The 21477-nt window shown below is 63.9% G+C and carries 17 protein-coding genes; 6 read left to right on the top strand and 11 right to left on the bottom strand.

From position 1 onward, the window contains the following. Nucleotides 1-22: 22 nt before the first annotated feature. The 7 genes from IFU31_RS00140 to IFU31_RS00110 all read right to left on the bottom strand — a co-directional run bounded on the left by IFU31_RS00140 (nucleotide 23) and on the right by IFU31_RS00110 (nucleotide 10421). Nucleotides 23-3643: a transporter substrate-binding domain-containing protein gene (locus IFU31_RS00140; protein ID WP_192101941.1), complete on the bottom strand. Its 3621-nt coding sequence runs from the start codon at nucleotides 3641-3643 to the stop codon at nucleotides 23-25. Then, a complete protein-coding gene (locus IFU31_RS00135; RefSeq protein WP_185793275.1) occupies nucleotides 3643-4269 on the bottom strand; it encodes a response regulator transcription factor in 627 nt (208 codons plus the stop codon). Before IFU31_RS00135 ends, IFU31_RS00140 begins: the two co-directional genes overlap by 1 nt. Before the next feature lie 366 nt (nucleotides 4270-4635). Further along, nucleotides 4636-5262 (bottom strand): response regulator transcription factor, encoded by a 627-nt coding sequence (locus IFU31_RS00130; protein WP_192101940.1) that lies wholly within the window; start codon nucleotides 5260-5262, stop codon nucleotides 4636-4638. A gap of 126 nt (nucleotides 5263-5388) precedes the next feature. Further along, nucleotides 5389-6120 carry a molecular chaperone gene (locus tag IFU31_RS00125; RefSeq protein ID WP_122477911.1) on the bottom strand — a complete coding sequence of 244 codons (732 nt, stop codon included), beginning with the start codon at nucleotides 6118-6120 and terminating at the stop codon, nucleotides 5389-5391. Between the two features lie 17 nt (nucleotides 6121-6137). Beyond that, nucleotides 6138-7118: a hypothetical protein gene (locus IFU31_RS00120; RefSeq protein WP_192101939.1), complete on the bottom strand. Its 981-nt coding sequence runs from the start codon at nucleotides 7116-7118 to the stop codon at nucleotides 6138-6140. A gap of 197 nt (nucleotides 7119-7315) precedes the next feature. Then, nucleotides 7316-9838, bottom strand: a complete 2523-nt coding sequence (locus tag IFU31_RS00115; RefSeq protein ID WP_192101938.1) for a TcfC E-set like domain-containing protein — start codon at nucleotides 9836-9838, stop codon at nucleotides 7316-7318. An 82-nt stretch (nucleotides 9839-9920) separates the two neighbouring features. Further along, entirely contained in the window at nucleotides 9921-10421 is a 501-nt protein-coding gene (locus tag IFU31_RS00110; protein ID WP_122477908.1) for a CS1 type fimbrial major subunit, read from the bottom strand. 230 nt (nucleotides 10422-10651) lie between these two features. Between IFU31_RS00110 and IFU31_RS00105 the strand changes: the two genes are divergently transcribed. Both IFU31_RS00105 and uvrA read left to right on the top strand, forming a co-directional pair. Continuing rightward, complete coding sequence (locus IFU31_RS00105; protein ID WP_185793271.1) at nucleotides 10652-11689, top strand: DNA topoisomerase IB; 1038 nt, start codon at nucleotides 10652-10654, stop codon at nucleotides 11687-11689. Between the two features lie 81 nt (nucleotides 11690-11770). After that, entirely contained in the window at nucleotides 11771-14275 is a 2505-nt protein-coding gene (uvrA, locus tag IFU31_RS00100) for an excinuclease ABC subunit UvrA (RefSeq protein ID WP_192059584.1), read from the top strand. A 60-nt stretch (nucleotides 14276-14335) separates the two neighbouring features. Here the strand turns inward: uvrA and IFU31_RS00095 are convergent, their stop codons facing one another. Next, entirely contained in the window at nucleotides 14336-14479 is a 144-nt protein-coding gene (locus IFU31_RS00095; protein WP_163007541.1) for a hypothetical protein, read from the bottom strand. Nucleotides 14480-14632: 153 nt separating this feature from the next. Between IFU31_RS00095 and IFU31_RS00090 the strand changes: the two genes are divergently transcribed. The 3 genes from IFU31_RS00090 (at nucleotide 14633) to csrA (IFU31_RS00080) (ending at nucleotide 17697) form a co-directional block, all read left to right on the top strand. Beyond that, nucleotides 14633-15433 carry a glucose 1-dehydrogenase gene (locus IFU31_RS00090; RefSeq protein ID WP_192049308.1) on the top strand — a complete coding sequence of 267 codons (801 nt, stop codon included), beginning with the start codon at nucleotides 14633-14635 and terminating at the stop codon, nucleotides 15431-15433. Continuing rightward, on the top strand, nucleotides 15426-17243 hold the full coding sequence (locus tag IFU31_RS00085; RefSeq protein WP_192101937.1) for a glycoside hydrolase family 15 protein: 1818 nt from the start codon (nucleotides 15426-15428) through the stop codon (nucleotides 17241-17243). The genes IFU31_RS00090 and IFU31_RS00085 overlap by 8 nt, the downstream gene beginning before the upstream one ends. A gap of 256 nt (nucleotides 17244-17499) precedes the next feature. Beyond that, on the top strand, nucleotides 17500-17697 hold the full coding sequence (gene csrA / locus IFU31_RS00080; protein ID WP_122477900.1) for a carbon storage regulator CsrA: 198 nt from the start codon (nucleotides 17500-17502) through the stop codon (nucleotides 17695-17697). Nucleotides 17698-17784: 87 nt separating this feature from the next. Here csrA (IFU31_RS00080) and IFU31_RS00075 read toward each other — a convergent pair whose 3' ends face one another. Then, nucleotides 17785-18102, bottom strand: coding sequence for a hypothetical protein (locus IFU31_RS00075; protein ID WP_192101936.1), 318 nt, complete (start codon nucleotides 18100-18102; stop codon nucleotides 17785-17787). Nucleotides 18103-18311: 209 nt separating this feature from the next. On the opposite strand from IFU31_RS00075, the gene csrA (IFU31_RS00070) reads away from it, so the two are divergent. Next, on the top strand, nucleotides 18312-18506 hold the full coding sequence (gene csrA, locus IFU31_RS00070) for a carbon storage regulator CsrA (RefSeq protein ID WP_192049304.1): 195 nt from the start codon (nucleotides 18312-18314) through the stop codon (nucleotides 18504-18506). An 18-nt stretch (nucleotides 18507-18524) separates the two neighbouring features. Here the strand turns inward: csrA (IFU31_RS00070) and IFU31_RS00065 are convergent, their stop codons facing one another. Together IFU31_RS00065 and IFU31_RS00060 are read right to left on the bottom strand one after the other, a co-directional pair. After that, nucleotides 18525-20903 (bottom strand): hybrid sensor histidine kinase/response regulator, encoded by a 2379-nt coding sequence (locus IFU31_RS00065; protein WP_192101935.1) that lies wholly within the window; start codon nucleotides 20901-20903, stop codon nucleotides 18525-18527. 111 nt (nucleotides 20904-21014) lie between these two features. After that, nucleotides 21015-21476, bottom strand: a complete 462-nt coding sequence (locus IFU31_RS00060; RefSeq protein WP_122477893.1) for a response regulator — start codon at nucleotides 21474-21476, stop codon at nucleotides 21015-21017. Nucleotide 21477 lies beyond the last annotated feature (1 nt).

The raw sequence follows: 21477 nt of genomic DNA, 5'->3' as shown, positions 1-21477 counted from the left end.
CCCAATACGCATCGGAAAATTCCTACGGTTTGCCGGATGTGCCGTGCCGTGCCAGGTAGTCATCGAGGCCAACCATGGCCGCTGCCAGATCGTCGACGCCACGCCGCATCCGCTCAACCGAAGAGCTTGCCGTGCAGGCCTGCTCCAGGGCTTCGCAGGCCGCCAGCAGGCGTCGCGCCCGAACGATGCGGGCCCCGCCCTTGATCCGGTGCACCAGGTCGGCGACTTCGCCGGTCTGGTAGGGCTGAGACAGCGAATGCAGGCGCTTGAGGTCCTGCAGGTTGCTCTCGGCCAAATCATCGAGCAGGCGCAGCAACAGGCTGGCATCGCCGCCGGTGAGCTGATCGAGACTGCCCAGGTCGACGTCGTCTTCCGGCGCACCGAGCATGCGACGGGCGCGGTGCGGGTCCAGGTGCAGTGCCAGGGTTTCCAGGCTCAACGGTTTGAACAAGCAGTCATCCATGCCTTGCTGCAGGCAACGGCGGCGCTCGCTGATCTGGGCATTCGCCGTACAACCGAGGAACAGGCACGGTTCCTGATGCTTGCGCCGTTCGTGCTCACGCACCGCCTTGACCAACTGATAGCCATTGATGCCGGGCATGTTGCAGTCGCTGATGACCACGTCGTAGGCGCCGCGCAACCAGGCGCGCAACCCGGCAGCACCGTGCTCGGCTACCGTTACGCGGTGGCCGAGGAATGTCAGTTGGCGCTCCAGCAGCACCCGATTGGCGGGGTAGTCGTCGACCACCAGCACCTGCAACGCCGGCAGGTCAATGCGCGCAGGCTCGCGAGCGGCCGACGGCGGTGCGTTCGCGCCAGGCACCGCGTCGAACTGCAGCTGCACCCGCGTGCCGCAGCCAAGCACACTGTGCAATTCCAGCCTGCCACCCATCAGGTCGGCCAGGCTGCGGCAGATACTCAAGCCCAGACCGGCACCGACGCGGCTGCCGCGGCCACCGGCGGCCTGTCGATAAGGCGCGCCCAGGCGCAACAGGTCGGCCTGGGCAATGCCCTGCCCGCTGTCCTCCACACTCAGTTCGACTCGCGCGCCGTGCGCCTGCGGCCAGACCCCGAGCACCACCGAGACCTGCCCCTCGCGGGTGAACTTGATCGCGTTGCTCAGCAGGTTGGCGATGATCTGCTTGAACCGCACCGGGTCGACGCTGAGCCAGGTGTCGGGGGCACCAAGCACCTCCAGCTTGAGCCGCAGGTATTTCTCCCGTGCCTGGGCCTGGAACAGCCCCACGGTTTCACCGGCCAGTTGCCCCAGCTGACACGGCGCCGGCAGCAGTTCCAGGCGACCGGCCTCGATGCGCGTGACATCGAGAATATCCCCGATCAACGCCAGCAGACCGTTGGCCGACTGCGAGGCGACCTCCAGCGCAGGCTTGTCGAGCATGCCCTGCTCGGCTTTCTTCAGGGCCAGTTCGAGCATGCCCAGCACGGCGTTCATCGGCGTGCGGATTTCATGGCTCATGGTTGCCAGGAAGGTGGTCTTGGCCTGGTTGGCCGCTTCGGCCTGCGCCTGGGCGTCACGGTACGCCTGGCACAGACGCTGGCGCTCGGTGATGTCGACCCACCCGGCGATCAGCCCCTGGATTCGTCCGTCGCCGCCGCGGTACGGCAGCATCCAGTGGTGAATGATCAGCACCTCGCCCGACGGCAAGGTCAGCGTGCGATCCTCGACCACTGGCTCGCCGTGCTCCATGGCTTGCAGATACGCGTCCTGGGCCAGCTGGGCGTGCCGTTCTTCGAGCAGGCCATAGCCGGTCAGCGGCTTGTTCAGGATCGCCTCGCGGGTGACACCCAGGGCTTGCAGGTAACTGGTGTTGCAGTTGATCAGGCGTGCCTGGCGATCTCGGATGTAGATCGGATGGGGTGTGCCGTCGATCATCACCCGCATGAACTCCAGCTGTGTGGTCAGGGCCCGTTCGGCATCGACCCGCTGGCGGATCAGACGCTTGAGGTAGCTGACCCAGCCCAGTGCCAGCAGCAACAATAGCGAGGCGGCGGCGAACCCCTGGATGATGGCCCCGCGGTAACGTTGCCAAAGGCCATCGGCGACGATCATCTCGGTGCGCCAATGGCGCGTCAGCTCGCTCATGTGTGGCGGCGGAATGTCCTGCAGGGCGCTGTCGAGGATCGACTGCAACACCTGGGCCCGGGGCGAGACGGCGAACGCGAAATGTACCGGCGCCACCGGCAGCGCCGCGCTGACGCGCAGCCGACCACGGTACTGCCGCGCGATCATGTAGCGCGCCGCGATCAATGGCAGCACCGCCGCGTCGGCCTGACCGCGGTCGAGCATGGCCAGGGCCTCGGCGGAGCTTGCGGCGCGCAGGCGGTTGATCGAGGGGTAGTGTTCCTGCAGCCACTCATGCAGCAGGCTGCCCTCCACCAGCACCACCCGCTTGCCCGCCGATTGTTCCAGCGAAACCGGCTCGCGCCCGCCCTCGCGCGTGACCAGCACCGGGGAGCTGCTCAGGTAGCCGCGGCTGAACGCCAGGCGAGTCTGGCGCTCCGGGCTGGGAATCATCGCGGCGATCAGATCGGCCTCGCCGCGCTCGATCATTTCGCTCATGCGCGTGAGCGAGGTGCTTTCGATCACCTCGATGGCGAGCCCGGTGCGCCGTGCGATCTGGTGCAGCACGTCGGCGGCCACGCCGGCGAAGCGGCCCTGATCGTCACGGTAGCTGACCGGCACGAAGCGCGGATCCATCAGCACCCGCAGTTCGGTACGCCCGGCCAGCCATTGGCGCTGCGTGGCGGTCAGGGGCATTGCGGCCGGTTCCGCCACGCGCGGGCGCTCGACGCTCCAGCGCCGGGCGATGGCCGCCCGGGCCTCGTCGGGCACCACCGCCAGGGCCTTGTCGAGCAGGCGCAGCAGACGCGCATCGCGTGGGTTCACGGCGAAGCCGAAAGCATTGCCGCCAATGCCCTCGGCCGATTGCAGGCGCAGGCCGGGCAGCTGGCTGCCGTCGGCCTGGTGGAACACCGCCAGCGCGCCACCGACGAACAGATCGGCCTGCTGATAGGCCACCGCTGCCAGGGCGTTCGAGGGTGTCGGATGCAATTGCAGCTGGGCCTCCGGAAAGCGTTCGCGGACCTCGCTCGCCGCGACGTGATCGCGCACCAGGGCAACGCGCAGCGGCGCAGTCGCGTCGAGCGACTGGCCGGGTCGCATGGCGAGCACGGGCCGATCCTGTATGTAGGCGTCGGAAAGCAGCAGGCCGTGGCGCAATGCTTCACGGCGGCTGGTGGTGCCCAACACTTGCACCTCGCCCGCTTCGAGCGCGGCAAGCGCAAGCTCGCGGGAAGGATAGGCCTGCACCTCGACATCCAGTTCGAGCAGCCGAGCCACCAGCGCCAGGTAGTCGGCGCTGATTCCCTCATAGCTGCCGCCATTGGCGGAAAGGTCGAAAGGGCCGTAGTCCGGACGGCTCACGGCGACGCGCAAAACGCGTCGTGCGCGCAGCCACTGTCGGTCGCGGTCGGCCAGTTGCATGTGCAACCGCTCGAACCAGGCCGGCTCGGGCTGCGAGCGTCCGTGCAACGGCAGCAGCTGGGCATGGGCGAGTGCTGTGCCGGCCAGCCACACCAGCACCCAGCGAGTGCTGCGGCCGACCCACGCGATCAGGCTCATCACACCAGGAAGTTACGTTTGGCGAGCTCGGCCAGTTCCACCAGCGAGCTCATCTGCAGCTTGTCCATCAGGCGGAACTTGTAGGTGCTCACGGTCTTGTTGCTCAGCAGCATCAATTCGCCGATGGCCTTGTTGCTCAGCCCGCGAGCCAGGTGCTGGAGGATGGTCAGCTCGCGATTGGTCAGACGCGCAATGCATTCGGTTTCGCTGCCCAGCCCGTCACTGCTGCGCACCGAGCTGAAAGCCACGACCGGAAAATAGGTGAACCCGGAGCCGATGGCCGTCACCGCCTTGCGCAGCTCGTTGAGGTCATCACGCTTGGACACATAGCCCATGGCGCCCAGCTTCATGCAGCGCAGGGAGAAGTGCTCGGCGGCCTGGGAAGTGAGAATGACGATCCGGCTGCTGGTTCCCAGCTCCTTGATTCTGGCGATGACTTCCATGCCGTCCAGCCCGGGAAGGGAAATATCCAGGACGATCAGGTCGGGTTGGTGAGTCTTTGCCATCAGGACTCCGTCGACACCGTCCTGGGCCTCCGCCACCACGCTGAAGCGTTCCTGTTTGAGCAAGAGTTTGACGCTCGATCGAATGAACGGGTGATCATCGATTATCAGTGCTGTACGCATGTCTTTCTCCTGAGTGCGTGAGCGCGGGACGGCGCTTGCATGCCCGGCGCGGGCTTCCTTTGCAGCGTTCTGCATCGACTCTGTTGGTTCTGGATCAGGAGACAGCTGTCAAGCGCAGACGAGGCTATCTACCGTAGGAGTGTTCCGTAAATTCAGGCCGAAGTCGGTCGTCAAATTCTGAATTAGCGATGGGAAGGTTCCGGGATACCTGAAGGAAATTTTCCCGCACACCGTAGGATGTCCGTGCCCGTGTCGCCCTCCTTGTTCGGCGGCGGCAGTATTGCCGCGCCGGGATGACATTGAAGCCGGACATTTCCCAAGCTTTCGGCGAAATCTCCTACGGAGCCGACCGTTTCGGCACGGGGCTCAGATCAATTCATGACGCCTGGCCAGGTCCGTCATTTCCATCACCGAGTTGAGCCGCAGCTTGCGCATCATGCGCATCTTGTAGGTGCTGACGGTCTTGTGGCTGAGTAGCATGGTGTGGGCGATGTCCTGATTGCACAGGCCTTTGGCCAGGTTCACCAGCACCAGAATCTCGCGGTCGGTGAGGCTGGAGATTCGTGCCGCCTCGGTGCTGTCACTGTCCACGCGGCCCAGGGACACGTCGGTGCAGTCCGGAAAATAGGTGTATCCCGATTGCACCGCGGCGATTGCCTTGCGCAGTTGGTCGAGCGCATCGGATTTGGAGACGAAAGCGGTCGCACCGGCTTTCATGCTGCGCATCGAGTAGTAGCCGGGAGGCATGGAGGTGAGCACGATGATCTTGCCCGGCGAGGTCGATTCCCTCATGCGCCTGAGCACATCGAAGCCGTCGAGACCGGGCATCGACAGGTCGAGGATGACCAGGTCCGGCCGCTCGTCGCGATACAACCGCACCCCGTCGGTGCTGTTGCCGCTTTCGATGACCTGGTACTGCAGCTCCTGAGCCAGCAGCGTCCTGACACTGGCGCGGATAAACGGATGGTCATCCACGATCAATGCCTTGCGCATGGAACACCTCCTTGGAGTGGGTGAGTGTTGTATAGCGCATCGGCCAGTGGCACAAATCCGGACTTTTCCGCTTGCGATGTAGGTAGATGCTCCAGTGTGCGCAGGGCGTTTCCGACTGTGTGCACCCTACCCTTCACTGATCACCTTTCGCCGCGCCTGACCCTCGATCAGCTCGAAGCTGTAGGTGCGCCCCGGTTGCTTGTCGAAACGCCGTTCCAGGCCGGGCAGTACGTGATGCAGGGTGGCGGTTGCGCAGCTTTTGCCGCTGCGATCGCAGTCGTTGAAGTGGTCCATCACGATGGTGGCGTTGCCGTCATTGCGCACCTGAAGGCTGCCGGGGGTTTCACGGATATCGGTGGCGTACCGGGTGTCCTGCGGCTGTACGAAGAGCAACGCACCGTAACCGGAAAGCACCTGCACGCCGGCTCGCAGTGACTCGCGATACTGCTGCGCCTGCTGGTCGGTCATGGCGAAGTCGTCGTTGCCGGTGGGCATCACTGGCATGAAGCGCACGCGAAAGTAGCGTTCCTGCTGGCGCTCGCCGCGGTGCAGCAAGCGCACGCTTTGCATGCCGTTGGCCGGCACGATCAACCGCGCCGGGCTGGCGATCAAGGGCCGTTCGGCCACGGGCAAGCCTTCCAGGGATCGCTCCAGATCGGGCTGGCCCGGGCGATGAATGATTTCAACCACTTCGACCTTGACGAATGCGGTGGCATCGCCGCCGTTGCGCACGCGCTTGACCAAGGTACTGCGCGGGCCTTCCAGATAGTCGTAGAAGGCACCGATATTGAGCTCGGGGCCGGCGAGCACGGCGCTACTGGCCATCATCAGGGCCAATGCCCCCAGGGTCTTGTGCATGGGTTGGATCTCCTTGTTTACAGTTGTGCATCGAAGACAATCCGCACCCAGCCTTCATAACGAGCTCCGGCGCGCTGCATCATCTGCGCGACGTAAGGCTGCACCACCTGGTAATGCAGCATGCCCGGGCGATTGAGCAGCGGTGCCTGGGCGTCGAACTCCAGGGCGTTCACCGCCTCCACCGGCAGCGCAACTCGCCGCGCCGGTGCGCCGTTGTGCTCGGCGCCGCTGGGCAGAGACAGAGCGACCTCCACGGGCACCCGGTGGTCGTCGCCGGGGTTGCGGATCGCACACTGGCCAGCCATGGGAAATTCACACAGGGTATGCACCTTGAACGGGCCCGCCGACCACAGTCGCAGGGGGTGGTCGCGGTACAGGCGCGGTGGCGTCCGCGAGCCGCCGCTCCAGTTCAACCAGCCGCCCTGCGGTTCGAGCACGGCCAGCTCGGAACCGGGCGGGGTTTCCACGATGAAGGGGTGCTGCACGTCGAGCTGGAACTTGATGGTGAGGGTGTCGTCGTTGAGTTCGGTCACCTGGTTGCCCAGGTCGATCTGCCCGCCGTTGCCCACGGTGAAGGTGACTTCACCGGTGTAGCGGCCGTTCTTCATTCTGAATGGCGAAGGGGTTTGAAGGGTATAGAGGATGCCGAACTCGGTGACCCTACTGCTGCGCAAGTCTCCGGGACTGCCTCGGTGACTGCTCGAATAGCAACCGGCGCCGCTGGTGGTGCTGCGCAGCCGCCAGAGCGCAGCCGCCCAGGTGGTATCCGATGCCACGGCGTTGATGGCGCAACTACTGTTGTGCGGGGTGGTGTTGGGAGGGCCGTCTGGTGAGGTCCGCGTGTGGTGGCTATGGCGTGTCGTGGTGAACACCACATCATGCGTATCGCCTACCTGATTGCGCAGCTGTACCGTCACCGGCGTAGGCATGCGGATATAGAACTGGTCGCGGACGTCGGGCGCCGAATGCTCGGTGCCCTTGCGATACGTGATAGGCAAATTAGCCGATGCGCTTGAGAGACACATTCCAGGAAATCGCGAGCAGAAACGCGCAACCGGTGTGGTGGTCCTGAAGCCTTGCTGTGTAGCGTCGTAGACAGCAGAAAGCACAACGTCGGCAGCCCACGCAGGTGCTGCCAGAACCATCAGGGCCCAGGCCAGCAGGGCACGTGACCGATGTTTTGCGACAATGCCGTTCATCCGGCCTCTCCTGTCGGTTTCGGTGTCGTCAGGGCGGCAACGCCCTCGGCGACGCATGCAAGATCACCCAGCAGCAGCACATCCTGCTCGCGCTTGCTGGTGTGGGTGTCGAGGGTCAGCAGGCAGCGCTGGACGCCGCCCTGGCGGATCTCCAGGGTCGGATTGCTCTCGCTCATTTCCAGTGCGAAGAAGCCATCGGCTTCGGTCACGCTGCGGCTGGCATGGTTGATCACCTGCGCCCCTTTCAGTGCCCTGCCCTCGTGGTCGACGACCCGACCCAGTACGGTGACGGTACGCACCACCTTCAACTGGCGGTACTGCACCGCGCCTTTGTTGAGGTGGTAGTCCAGGGTCGGCGGCTGGATGTCGGCCGCCAGGTGGTCCTGCTTGTCGAAGCCCAGCTGCACGTGACCAGCGCGATAGGCACCCACCGGCAGCACGTTGCGCCCGGGACGCAGCAGCGCAGCGCCGCCCAGGTGGTCATCGGCACGCAGCTCGAGCCCGGGGACGTCCGACTCCAGGTCGACGATCAGGCTGGCGTCGTGGGGCATGACTTCACCACTGAACGCAGCCTTGCCATCACCCAGCGCCAAGGTGCTCTCAAGGTTCAGGCCCGAAGACAATTGGCCGTTGTAGGACGAACTGAGCGCAAACGCATCGCCGTACAGGGCGCTGTTCTGGAACCCCGCGTTGACCCCCAGCCCGGTGCCGTAGCGGTCGGCATTGAGGGTCCCGCCCAAGGTACGCAGCGTGCCTTGCCCCATGTCCTGCTGGTAGCTGAGCGAGGCATTGCGATCGCGTTCGCCGTCGCGCCCGGTGCGGGTGCCCAGGCTGGCAGACAAGCGCTTGCCCGGCCCACCCAGCGCCATGCTCAGCGTGAGGTTGATACCGCGGTTGCGCTGGTCGTCGGTGCTGGCGGTGCCGGGACGGTCGAACAGCGAAACTCGCCAGTTGGCGTCGGTGCCCATGAACTGGCCATAACGTGCCCAGCCCAGGTCCAGTGCATTGCCGGCTTCAATCCCGTCGGTTCGGCTGAGCCGGGCGGTGAGCGTGCTGTTGCGGGTGAGCCGATGGCTGACCGACAGCGAGGTCTGGGTGGTGAGCCGAGCGGGCTCGCGGCGGTCCACGTAGTAGCTGTCGCCGCGTTCGCGCTGGGGGTGCAGCCAGGCACGGTTGTGGTTGACCACCACATTGCCCGAGCCATGGCTCCACACGCCCTGCAGGTCGTAGCCATTGCCGCGACGGTCGGTGCGGTACAGGTTGCCATACAGCTTGAGGCGGTCCAGGGCATCCCAGTCCAGTGACGTGCCCACTTGCGTCTGCGTATCGACCTGCTGCGCCGAAAGCCCCACGATTGCCCGGGGATGCATCAGGTAGTTGGTCATCACACCGGCAGCCAGCCCGCCGTTCGGGTCTTGCTCCCAGTTACTGAACAGCGTGCTCTGTCGACCCACGTAGGCGTTGTAGCGCCAGCGCTGTTCCGGGTTGCGCCAGGCACTGGGCTTGTACACGAATTCGTTGCTGCGCGACGTCACCTGGCCGTCCTCCAGCAAGCGCACTTCCACCGCGTAGATGCCGCCGGGCAAGACCCGAGTGTCCAGGGTCTGCAGGCCCGGCTGCACCGCCTGGGTGTTGATCAGCTGGCCATTGCGGTAGATCTCGACCGTACCGGGCCGGCTGGGCGTGACATAGATGGGCGTGGTACTGGTTGTGCCATTGTCGATGTACAGCGTGTCGCTGCTGCCGAGCATGACCCCCAAGGCGGTTTGCGCCGTGCTGCCCATCAACCGCGGCTGGCGTATCAGGCCTTGGGCGACCGGGTCGAAATACCCCAGGCGCAGGAAACGATCGCGCTCGATGCGTTCGGCATAGAGCTGGTCCACGCGATGGCGCAGGCCATGAAAATTGGTCTTGTCCATCTGCAGGTTGGCCTGAGTGCTCCAGTCGCCGACACTGCCCACCCCTTGCACGGCGTAGCGGCCAACGGTTTCATCGCCTGCCTGGCTGAGGTTGAGCTGGTTGCGCAGGATCAGCCCGTGCTCGGCCTGCTCGGGCAAGGCATGGTAGCGCTGGACATCGGTGGTCTGCTCGACGGCGCGCGTCAGCAACGAGAGCTGCGAGTTGACCAGGCTGTAATGCACGGCCACCAAGCCATCGGTGCACTGTGTCGTGCAGCTGCCCAGACTCACGCCCTCGCTCAACCGTTGTGCCCAGCGTTGCCGTACCACCGGGGTCTCCCGGCTTTCGCTGGTATCGGTGTACTCGAGCCACTGCAGCGTGTCGTCACGGCCGAGCACCACCAGCGCCTCGCCCAGCAGGCGGCCGTCCAGATCGACACGCACCGCCAGCGGGACATCGAAGAAATGCTCGGCGAAATCTGCCGGCAGGCCCTGGGCCTGGCCGAGGATCCCCAGGGCAGGCGGCGTGTTGGCGGCGTGCGTCGGCACGGGTCCGAGCAGCAGCCAGCCCGCGCCTAGCGCCACACCGATGGCGTTGGCCAATGAGGTAGTCTTGAACATGCAGGTCTTTTCGTGAACGCGCTTCGCGGCCCAGCACGAGTGGATGGCCAGGAAGCGCGTGGGTGGTGGGGTCTATCCCGGGTCAGGGCGCAACGACTGGACCGGGCTCGAACATCATGTTCACTTCACCCTGGTAGTTGCCTGCGTTCGGTGCGGTACCGGCCGCCAGTGCCGAGGCGATCTGGAAGTCCACCACGGCGCCGTTGCCGGCCTGGGCATCGGCCTGGGTGACCACCAGCTGCGCAGTGGTGTGGTTCAGGCTCTTGCCGCCTACCGACACGGTGAGAGGGATCTGGTCGGCACCGCTGACGATCACCGCCGGGCGCATCAGTTTGGCGCTGATACCGCCGGCGGCGGTGTTCTTGGCCTGCAGCTGCTTGCGGATCGGTGCGAAGGTCTTGGTGAACGAGTTGTAGGCCATGTCCTGTGGGTCGTTCATCCAGTTGCCGCCGATGGGCTCGACGAAGAAGGCAGCGGTGGGAACCGTTGCGGTCACCGTGACCTGCTTTTCGATTTGATCGGCAGCCCACACCGGGCTGGCCAGACAACATGCCAATGGGAACGCGGCGTAGATTTTCTTCATGGGGACTTCTCCAGCTTGGGCATAGGGACGATGGATCGAATTGGCCGCAGCGTTCACGGCTGAGCGGCGTTCAACTCGATGGGCGACATTGTCCCGAAGCCTCGCTGGCTTGGCTGTCAGACAGGTCTGACCGATGAAGTGACGAGTCTGACAATACGGGCGATCTGTCTGACTGCACGGCGAAAGATTCCTACTGTCTACAAGGCTAAGTACCTTCACTGAGCCGAGCCATGCCTGACATCGAAGACGACCTTCAGACCGTTGTACTCCCGCCAGACCTGCATTACGTGGACGACAACCAGCCAGGGTTGCGCCGCAAGACCCTGCGCGGCAAATTTGCCTACTTCGATGCCAGCGGCGAGCGCATCACCGATGCCGACGAGATCAAGCGCATCAATGCACTGGTGATTCCACCGGCCTATACCGATGTGTGGATCTGCGCCGACCCCCAAGGCCATTTGCAGGCCACCGGGCGCGATGCCCGCGGCCGCAAGCAGTACCGCTATCACCCGCGCTGGCGCGAGGTGCGCGACGAAGACAAGTATTCGCGCATGATCGAGTTCGGCAAGATGCTGCCCAAGGTGCGCCGGCAGCTGGAAGCACATCTGGCTGCGCCGGGCCTGGACCGCAACAAGGTGATGGCCGCGGTGGTCTCGCTGCTCGACAACACGCTGATCCGGGTTGGCAACAGCCAGTACGCCCGGGACAACAAGTCCTATGGACTGACCACGCTGCGCAACAAGCACGTGGAGGTCAAGGGGCATACCATCGCGTTCCAGTTTCGCGGCAAAAGTGGCGTCGAACACGCCGTGACGGTGAAGGACCGTCGGCTGGCCACCATCGTCAAGCGCTGCATGGAGCTGCCTGGGCAGAACCTGTTCCAGTACCTGGACGAGCATGGTGAACGCCATAGCGTCAGCTCCCATGACGTGAACGCCTATCTGCACCAGATCACCGGCGCGCATTTCACCGCCAAGGACTACCGCACCTGGGCCGGCAGCGCGCTGGCGCTGGCCATGCTGCGCGAGCTGCACTGGCAGCCCGAACCCGATGCCAAACAGCACATCGTCGACATGGTCAAGGCCGTGGCGAGGCAGCTGGGCAATACCCCCACGGTGTGTCGCAAGTGCTACATCCACCCCAAGGTGCTGGAGCATTTCGTCATGGGTGAGCTGGCCAAGTTGCCCAAGCCGCGTCAGCGCAAAGGGCTGCGCCTGGAAGAAGTGGCCCTGGCCACGTTCCTGGAGCGGCTGGTGGCGGCGGCCTGAGCGAGCGCTGCAACGACCACCGGAATTGTGCGCGGCCACTGCGGTCGGTTATAGCAACGCTCATACATTCCAAGGCTTTTCATGAAACCTACCGCTCCCAGCGGCTACGTCCAAGTGCGCGGCGCGCGCGAACACAACCTCAAGAACGTCGACGTCGATATACCCCGCGATGCCCTGGTGGTGTTCACCGGGGTGTCGGGCTCGGGCAAGTCGTCTCTCGCCTTCGGCACCCTGTACGCCGAAGCCCAGCGGCGCTATTTCGAATCGGTGGCGCCCTACGCCCGGCGCCTGATCGATCAGGTCGGGGTGCCCGATGTCGACAGCATCGAGGGGCTGCCGCCGGCCGTGGCTTTGCAGCAGCAGCGCGGCACGCCGAGCACACGCTCGTCGGTGGGCAGCGTCACCACCCTGGGCAGCCTGGTACGGATGCTCTATTCGCGGGCCGGCGCCTATCCGCCTGGCCAGGCCATGCTCTACGCCGAAGATTTCTCGGCCAATACGCCACAGGGGGCATGCCCGCATTGCCACGGCCTGGGCCGGGTGTACGAGGTCACCGAAAAAACCATGGTGCCCGACGACAGCTTGACCATTCGCCAGCGCGCGGTCGCGTCCTGGCCGCCAGCCTGGCAGGGCCAGAACCAGCGCGACATCCTCGTGACCCTGGGCTACGACGTCGACGTGCCGTGGCGTGACCTGCCGAAAAAGCAGCGCGACTGGATTCTCTTCACCGAGGAAACCCCGACGGTGCCGGTGTACGGCGGGATGACCCCGGCGCAGACCCGCGACGCGCTAAAGCGCAAGCTGGAGCCCAGCTACCAGGGCACCTTCACCGGCGCACGGCGCTATGTGCTGCACACCTTCACCCACTCGCAAAGCGCGCTGATGAAAAAGCGCGTCAGCCAGTTCATGATCGGTGCCGCGTGCGAGGTCTGCGCCGGCAAGCGGCTCAAGCCGGAAGCACTGAGCGTGACATTTGCCGGGCTGGACATTGGTGAGTTCTCGCGACTGCCGCTCACCCAGCTGGCGCAGAAACTCAAGCCGGTGGCAGATGGCAAGCAAGTCGGCAAGAAGCTCAGTGAAGAGAAGCGCATGGCCGCCGAGCAGCTTGCGCAGAACCTGCTGGGTCGCCTGAACACCCTGATCGACCTTGGTCTGGGCTACCTGGCGCTGGAGCGCAGTACGCCCACCTTGTCCTCGGGCGAGCTGCAGCGCTTGCGCCTGGCCACCCAGCTGGGCTCGCAGCTATTCGGCGTGGTCTATGTGCTGGACGAACCGACCGCCGGCCTGCACCCCGCCGATGGCGAATCGTTGCACGCCGCCCTGCAAGGGCTGAAAGCGGCAGGCAATTCATTGTTCGTGGTCGAACACGACCTGGACACCATGAGCCGCGCCGACTGGGTGGTGGATGTCGGGCCACTGGCGGGCGAGCAAGGCGGCCAGGTGCTCTACAGCGGACCGCCCAAAGGGCTGGCCCAGGTCGACGCGTCGCAGACCCGTGCCTACCTGTACGGCAGCGCCGTGCCGCTGCCGCGCCCGCGTCGGCCTACCGCAAGCTGGCTGAAGCTGGCCGACGTCAGCCGCAACAATCTGCACAAAGTCGCTGCCGACTTTCCCCTGCAGTGCTTCACGGCCGTTACCGGGATTTCCGGCTCGGGCAAATCGAGCCTGGTCAGCCAGGTGCTGCTGGAACTGGTGGGCGAGCATCTGGGCCAGGCTCGCGAAGACGTCGAGGACGTGCTCGAAGACGCCGTACCGCAGACCGAATCGGGGTATATCGTCGAAGGCATGCACAGCATCAAGCGCCTGGTGCAGGTCGACCAGAAGCCTATCGGTCGTACGCCGCGTTCGAACCTGGCCACCTACACCGGGCTGTTCGACGCCGTGCGCAAGCTGTTCGCGGCCACCCCCGATGCGCAGCGGCACGGTTTCGATGCCGGGCAGTTTTCTTTCAACGTGGCCAAGGGACGTTGCCCTGAGTGTGAAGGCGAAGGCTTCGTCAGCGTCGAGCTGCTGTTCATGCCCAGCGTGTTCAGCCCCTGCCCGACCTGCCATGGCGCGCGCTACAGCCCCAAGACCCTGGCGGTAAAATGGCAAGGCCGCAGCATTGCCGACGTGTTGCAGCTCACGGTCCACCAGGCGTGCGAGGTGTTCGCCGAACAGCCGGCAGTGCTGCGGCCATTGACCGTGCTGCGTGACATCGGCCTGGGTTACCTGCGCCTGGGCCAACCGGCCACCGAACTGTCCGGCGGTGAAGCACAGCGCATCAAATTGGCTACCGAGCTGCAGCGCAACCAGCGGGGCGCCACGCTTTACGTGCTCGATGAGCCGACCACGGGGCTGCACCCCAGCGACGTCGACCGGCTGATGCAGCAACTCAATCATCTGGTGGATGCCGGCAACAGCGTGATCGTGGTGGAGCACGACATGCGCGTGGTAGCGCAGGCGGACTGGGTGATCGACATCGGCCCGAAGGCCGGTGACGAAGGCGGTAAAGTCGTCGCAGCCGGGCGCCCGGAAGACGTGGCCAAGGTCAGCGCCAGCCGCACTGCAACCTATCTGCAAAGCGCACTGGCGGAACCTGTATAGCGGCTGTCCACCGAGCACACATAGCGGCAGCCCCAGCGCGCGGGGCTGCCCAGGGTTGCTTCAACCGACCGGCTTGCTCTGGCCTTCGTCGGACGGGCTGCGGGCCTTTTCGCCCTGTTGGTTGGCGCGCTTGTGTTGCTCACCCACCTTGCCGGCATTTTCCGGCTTGTGGTCGAGGTCTTCACGCTTGGATTCTTTGTCCACGGTGTCTCTCCTGGCAGGGGCTGGACGGCTCATCGAGCCGGTACTTGATTTAGGCAGCTGCCTTCGGCATTCGTGCCCAAACGTTTCTGCGCTGAACTCCCGCACCGCATCGCCAGTCAGCATTGAAACGCCATTATTGGAGGATCATCCCGGATGCAGATTTCATTGGACAAACAGGTTGCCCTGGTCACCGGCGCCAGCTCCGGCCTGGGCGCCGCTGCCGCCAAGGCACTGGCCGCCGCCGGGGCCGCTGTGGTCGTCAACTACAATTCCCACGCCGAGCCCGCCGAACGCCTGGTTGCAGAGATTCGCGAGGGGGGTGGCAAAGCCATTGCGGTGGGCGCGGACGTGTCGAAGGAAGACGACGTCGAGCGGCTCTTCGCCGCCACCATCGACACCTACGGCGCACTGGATATTCTGGTCGCCAATTCGGGCCTGCAGCGTGATGCTGCCACGGTCGACATGACCCTGGCCGACTGGAACAAGGTGATCGAGGTCAACCTCACCGGCCAATTCCTCTGTGCCCGCGCTGCCCTGCGACAGTTCCAGAAACAGGGCCCGCGCTCCTGGCTGTCGCGGGCGGCCGGCAAGATCATCCACATGAGCTCGGTGCACCAGTTGATTCCCTGGGCCGGCCATGTCAACTACGCCGCCTCCAAGGGCGGCATCGATCTGCTGATGCGCAGCATCGCCCAGGAAGTCGGCGAGCAGCGCATTCGCGTCAACTCGATCGCCCCTGGCGCGATTCGCACCGCCATCAACGAAGAAAACACCCAAGGCGACGCCGAGAAGAAGCTGCTCGAACTGATTCCCTACGGCCGTGTCGGCGAGGTCGACGACGTCGCCAACGCGGTCGTCTGGCTGGCATCCGATCTGAGTGACTACGTGCACGGCACCACGCTGTTCATCGACGGTGGCATGAGCTTGTATCCGGGGTTCCGAAACAATGGCTGAAGACGTCTGCAGCACCCTGCAAAGCCCGATCGAGGCCCACGGCATCATCGGCGACATGCGCAGCGCCGCGCTGGTCGCGGACAACGGCAGTATCGACTTCTGCTGCTGGCCGGAATTCGACAGCCCTTCCATTTTCACGGCCCTGCTGGACTGCGAGCGCGCAGGTGTGTTCGAACTCGCCCCGGACCTGCCCGGCGCGCGTCGCCAGCAGATCTACCTGCCCGACAGCAACGTGTTGCAAACCCGCTGGATCGACCAGGACGCAGTGGTCGAGGTCACCGACCTGATGCCGGTCGCCGCAGCGGCCGACGCCCTGCCCCGGCTGATACGTCGGGTAGAAGTGCGCAACGGCACTGCCACCATCCGCTTGCGCTGCCGGGTTCGGCACGACTACAGCCGCGCCGATACCCAGGCCCACGCCAGCGGCGAGGACGTCTGCTTCAGCGCCGAAGGCCAGCCCACCTTGCGGCTGTCGGCGACCCAGGCTTTGCGCATCGAGGCGCACAGCGCCATCGCCGTGTTCGAACTCAAGGAAGGCGAATGCGCCGAATTCATCCTCGGCGGCGCCGAAGACCCGATGGTGCGTGCCGGTGAAGGCCAGGCCTGCCTGGACGAAACCCTGGCGTTCTGGCGCAACTGGATCGGCCACTCGAACTACAAGGGTCGCTGGCGCGAGATGGTCGATCGCTCTGCACTGGCCTTGAAACTGCTGACGTCACGTCGTCACGGCGGGATCATCGCCGCCGCGACGTTCGGCCTTCCCGAAGCGCCCGGTGGCGTGCGCAACTGGGACTATCGGTATACCTGGATCCGCGATGCATCGTTCACCGTGTACGCCTTCATGCGCCTGGGTTTCACCACCGAGGCCAACGACTACATGCGCTGGGTACGCGACCGTGTCGGCGAATGCTGCGACGAGCCAGCCCGGTTGGGCGTGGTGTATGGCCTGGACGGACGCGAAGAGCTGCCAGAGTCCGAGCTCGATCACTTGAGCGGGCATGGCGGTGCCAAGCCGGTGCTGGTGGGCAACGGCGCCCATGATCAGGTTCAGCTGGATATCTACGGCGAACTGCTGGACGCCGTGTACCTGGCCAACAAGTACGGCGAGGCGATCTCCCACCAAGGCTGGAAACACGTCACCCACATCGTCGACAAAGTGTGCAGCAGCTGGCATCAGAAGGACGTCGGCATCTGGGAAATGCGCAACCCGCCCGAGCATTACCTGCACTCACGCCTGATGTGCTGGGTTGCTCTGGATCGGGCCCTGCGTCTGGCCGAGAAGCGTTCGCTGCCAGCTCCATTCGAGCGCTGGGACAAGGAACGCCAGGCGATTCACGACGACATCTGGAATAATTTCTGGAACGCCGATGCTGGGCATTTCGTACAGAAGCTGGGCAGCGTCGAGCTCGACGGCTCCATGCTGTTGATGCCACTGGTGCGTTTCGTGGGTGCCAGCGACCCGCAATGGCTGAGCACACTGGAGGCAATCGAGCGCACCCTGGTGCGTGACGGCATGGTCTACCGCTACCGCCAGGATGATGGCCTGCCGGGCGACGAAGGTGCGTTTACCGCCTGCTCGTTCTGGTATGTGGAGTGCCTGGCACGGGCTGGCCAGGTGGAAAAGGCGCATCTGGAGTTCGAGCAGTTGTTGCGCTATGCCAACCCGCTGGGGCTGTTCGCCGAGGAGTTCGATCGGCATGGCCATCACCTGGGCAATACCCCCCAAGGGTTGAGCCATCTGGCTCTGATCAGCGCCGCCAGCTTTCTTGACAGGAAGCTGAGTGGCCAGCGTACCCAGTGGCAACCCTAGGGTTTCGTTTCAGCGATGGTGGCAAGAGTGCCACTATCGCCCCGATAAACCAAACGTAATGCCAATCTGCTAGGCGCCTGTACAGAACCACGCCATACTGGCGCCTAGTGCCACTCGTTGTGCCATGACTGCCGCGTATCCACAAACAGGGCGCTTCGAGGGAATTAAATTTGTCACGTTGCGTCCGTATTCAGGTAGCAATCGACACCCCACAAACACCGGATAAATTCTAAGCAAAGGAATCAAGGAGCCGTTCATGCTGATACTCACCCGCAAGGTAGGCGAAAGCATCGTCATTCATGACGACATCAAGATCACTATCCTTGGCGTGAAAGGGATGCAGGTGCGAATCGGCATCGATGCGCCGAAGGATGTACAGGTACATCGCGAAGAAATCTTCAAGCGTATCCAGGCAGGCAGCCCTGCACCGGAAAAGGGAGATGGCCAGGCCTGATCGGCCACTTGCCGCGGTCCTTCGAACGCCGCCATGCAGCTGGCTTCAGCCAAGCTGCACAGCGGCGCGAAGTCACCGCTCACACGGTCAGACAGGCGTTGCCTGGTGATGATTGTCGTCTGGAGCCCCTGCCCCACCCCCTGCATGACGCTTTGCCTTGTCCGTGGCGAACGCCAGTGCATCCTTGGCACATGTCAATCCATCGCGTATTTCGGTCTGTTCCTTGATCACCCGGCCATCCACGCCGTAGGTGCCAAAGAACACCGAGATTTTGTCTTCGCCGATCTTGCGCGCACGCACCACGATACGGCAGCCGTTTTTGAGCGTTTCCTCATGGCGAACTTGCTCGTCCAGATAGTTCGCTGACAAGTCTTCCCATTCCATGAACTGCTTGGTGGTTTCCAATTCTACATCTGTCATATGCCTACCTCTTGTGGGTAATCAAGGCGATGCCTTATATAACCGACCCTCTACAAGCGCCGTGGTTCAGTACAACCCAGCGGTAGGAAATCTCGCCGACGACAAATGCGCATCGAAGGGAATTATTCCCACACGGCATACGTCACTAATCAGAGATGCCAGGAACGAAATCCCTCGAGCGCAAGGATTCCATCATGCTGATATTGACGCGCAACACTGACGAAAGCATCGTTATCGAAGACAATATTCGTATCACCATCATCGACGTCAAGGGCGGTCAGGTCCGCCTGGGCATTGACGCGCCACGGGATGTGGCGGTGCATCGCCAAGAGATCTACGAGCGGATCAAGGCAGGCGTGCCGATGGTACCCAAAACGGCCGGCCGCTGAATCGGCAGGCATCGGTCGCTAGGCACGGAAGGCAGCGCTGATCTTGCTCGCCAGGTCCTGCTCGCGAAAGGGTTTCTGGACCAAAGGATAGTGCTCGGAATCGAGGCCATCGAGCTCGGCATAACCGGTCACGAACACGATCGGCAATCGTGGGTGACGGCGGCGGATCATATGCGCCAACTCGCCGCCGTTGGTGCCAGGCATGGCGAAGTCGGTCAGTACCAGGTCGACACTGGGGTCCAGCTTGTTCAGCGCCTGCTCGGCACTGTCGGCCTCGATCACACTGTAGCCGAGGCTCTGCAACATGGTCGCCGTCACCTCGCGCACGCCATGGTCGTCGTCGACCAGCAGGATGGTCCGTCGCTCGCCTTCGTTCTGAGCGACTGCGATATAGGCAGGCTCGTCTGCGTGCGCCACAAGCTGATCCGGAACGCCCGGCAAGTAGACCTTCACCGTGGTGCCGTAGCCCGGCGAGGTCATGATCGCCACGCCCCCACCCGACTGTTTGGCAAAGCCGAACACCTGAGCCAGACCCAAGCCTGACCCCTTGCCCACTTCCTTGGTGGTAAAGAACGGCTCGAAGGCCTTGGCCACCACCTGCTGGCTCATGCCAGTACCCGAATCCTGGATCGACAGCACCACGTAGTTGCCGGGCTCCGGGTCTTCCGGACGCTGCGCCGCCATGCTTACCGTTTCGTTGGCCGTGGACAGGCGCAAGGTGCCGCCACCGGGCATGGCATCGCGGGAGTTGATCGCCAGGTTGAGAATGATCATCTCGGTCTGGGTCGGATCCACCAATGCATTCCACAGGTCGGGCGCGGTGTCGGTTTCGATCCAGATGCTGCCACCCAGGGTGCGCTGCAACAGCTCGATCATGCCTTCCACGGTACCGTTGAGGTTCACCGCCACCGGCTCGAGGCGCTGGCGGCGGGAGAAGGACAGCAACTGACCGGTGAGCTTGGCACCGCGTTCGCCCGCCTCCTTGATGTTCTGCAGGCGGCCCTGAATGCGTTCGGTCCTGCCCTTTTCGAAATCGCGGGCAATGAAGGTGGTACTGGCCAGGATCACCGTCAGCAGGTTGTTGAAGTCGTGCGCCACACCCGCCGTCAGCTGGCCGACCGCTTCCAGGCGCTGCAGCTGGTGCAGCGTGGCCTCGATGCGTTGGCGCTCGTCGATCTGCTCGCGCAGCTGATGGTTGGCACCGGCCAGCTCATCCAGCACTTCACGCTCACCGGTGATGTCGCGCACGGCGGTGTACATCAGCCCCTCGTCCGGAACGATGGTCCAGGACAACCAACGGTAGTTTCCGTCGGCGTGGCGCATGCGGTTGACGAAGCGGGTCGAGACATTGCCGTTGGCGATGTTCTCGGTCTCGCGGCGGGTCGCGGCAAGATCGTCGGGATGAATGATCTCCCACAGCTGGATACTGCCCAGTTGCTCACGGGTCCAGCCCAGTGTGGATTCCCAGGCAGGGTTGAGCGACACCGGCGACATGTCGAAGCGCATCACGCCCAGCAACTCGCGGGACAGCTCCCAGGTGCGGTCGCGCTCACGAGTGCGCTTGACCACCCGCTCACCGAGCATCTCGTTGAGCTGCTCGAGGGCCTGGGTGGCTTGCTTCTGCTCGGTGATGTCCTGAATGACGCCGGTGAAACGCACGCACGCACCCTCTTCGAAGAAGGCCTGCCCGTGGCTGGCAATCCAGCGCAGGGTACCGCTGGCCAGACGCACGCGATACTCGATGTGAAACAACCGCCCATCGTCGACCGTCAGGGCCGCAGTCATGCGTTCCTGAACCACGGGCAGATCTTCGTCGTGGCAGTAGTCGAGAAACAGCGCCAGGTTGACTTCGGTAGCGGGGTCAAGCTCGTACAGTGCCCGGCAGCGTTCGTCCCAGAGCAACGTATCGCTGCGCGGCGCATAGTCCCAGACCCCCATGCGCGCCGCGTTGGTGGCGATGTGCGCACGTACTTCGGCATGCTGCAGGGAACGTTCCGCGTCGCGCCGACGATGACGCTCGTGAACTTCGTCCATGGCGCGCTGGATGGCGCGGGGCAACAGGCTCAGGTTCTGTTTGAGCACATAGTCGATGGCGCCCTGGCGCATCATCTCGACCGCATGCTCTTCGCCGTAGACCCCGGACAGGAAGATGAACGGCGTCATCGGCGCCAGGCGCTGCGCTGCCTGCAGCACCAAAGGGCCGGATGAGCCTGGCAGCATGTAGTCACACAGAATCAGGTCGAACGCACCGTCCGCCAGCGCCTGCTCCACACCCTGATGATTGAACACCAGGGTCGACTCGACGGCCACGCCCGCGCGCTCAAGGGTCATCAGCGCCAGTTCGGCATCGAGGGGGCTGTCTTCCACGAACAGCAGTTGCAAAGGCTTGGGCGGCATAGAGATCCGAATACGTGGCTGGAGTGTGGAGCGCTTAGCGCCGTCCGTGCGCCATTGGGTGGGGCACGCTGGGTGTGGTTGGTCTCGACCGTCACACAGCGCGAGCAGGACTCAAGAGCCGGGACGACGAACGATTCGCGACGAGCCGGGTGGGGGCTCGTTCAACACCGCCCAGAAAATACCCAGGTCGGAGATGGCAGACACGAATTCCTTGAATTCGACCGGCTTGACCACGTAAGCGTTCACTCCAAGTGAGTAAGCCCGTTCAAGATCCGGTTCTTCCCTGGATGAGGTCAGCATGACCGTGGGAATACTGCGCAACTGTTCGGTTTCGCGGACCACCTTGAGCACTTCCAGCCCGTCGACCTTTGGCAGCTTGAGATCCAGCAGCAGCACCGCCGGGTTGCCCGCGTCACGCGCCGCATGACTGCCACGGCGCAGCAGATAGTCGAGCGCTTCGGCACCGTCACGCATGACGATGACTTCGTTCGCCAGTTGGCTGCGCTCCAGCGCCACCAGTGTCAGCTCCAGGTCTTTGGGATTGTCCTCGACCAGAAGAATAGGTTTGAGCATC

The organism is Pseudomonas sp. CFBP 13602 (assembly GCF_014842725.1).
Classification (GTDB): Bacteria; Pseudomonadota; Gammaproteobacteria; order Pseudomonadales; family Pseudomonadaceae; genus Aquipseudomonas; species Aquipseudomonas baltica.
This window is presented reverse-complemented; position numbering and strand designations above follow the sequence as displayed.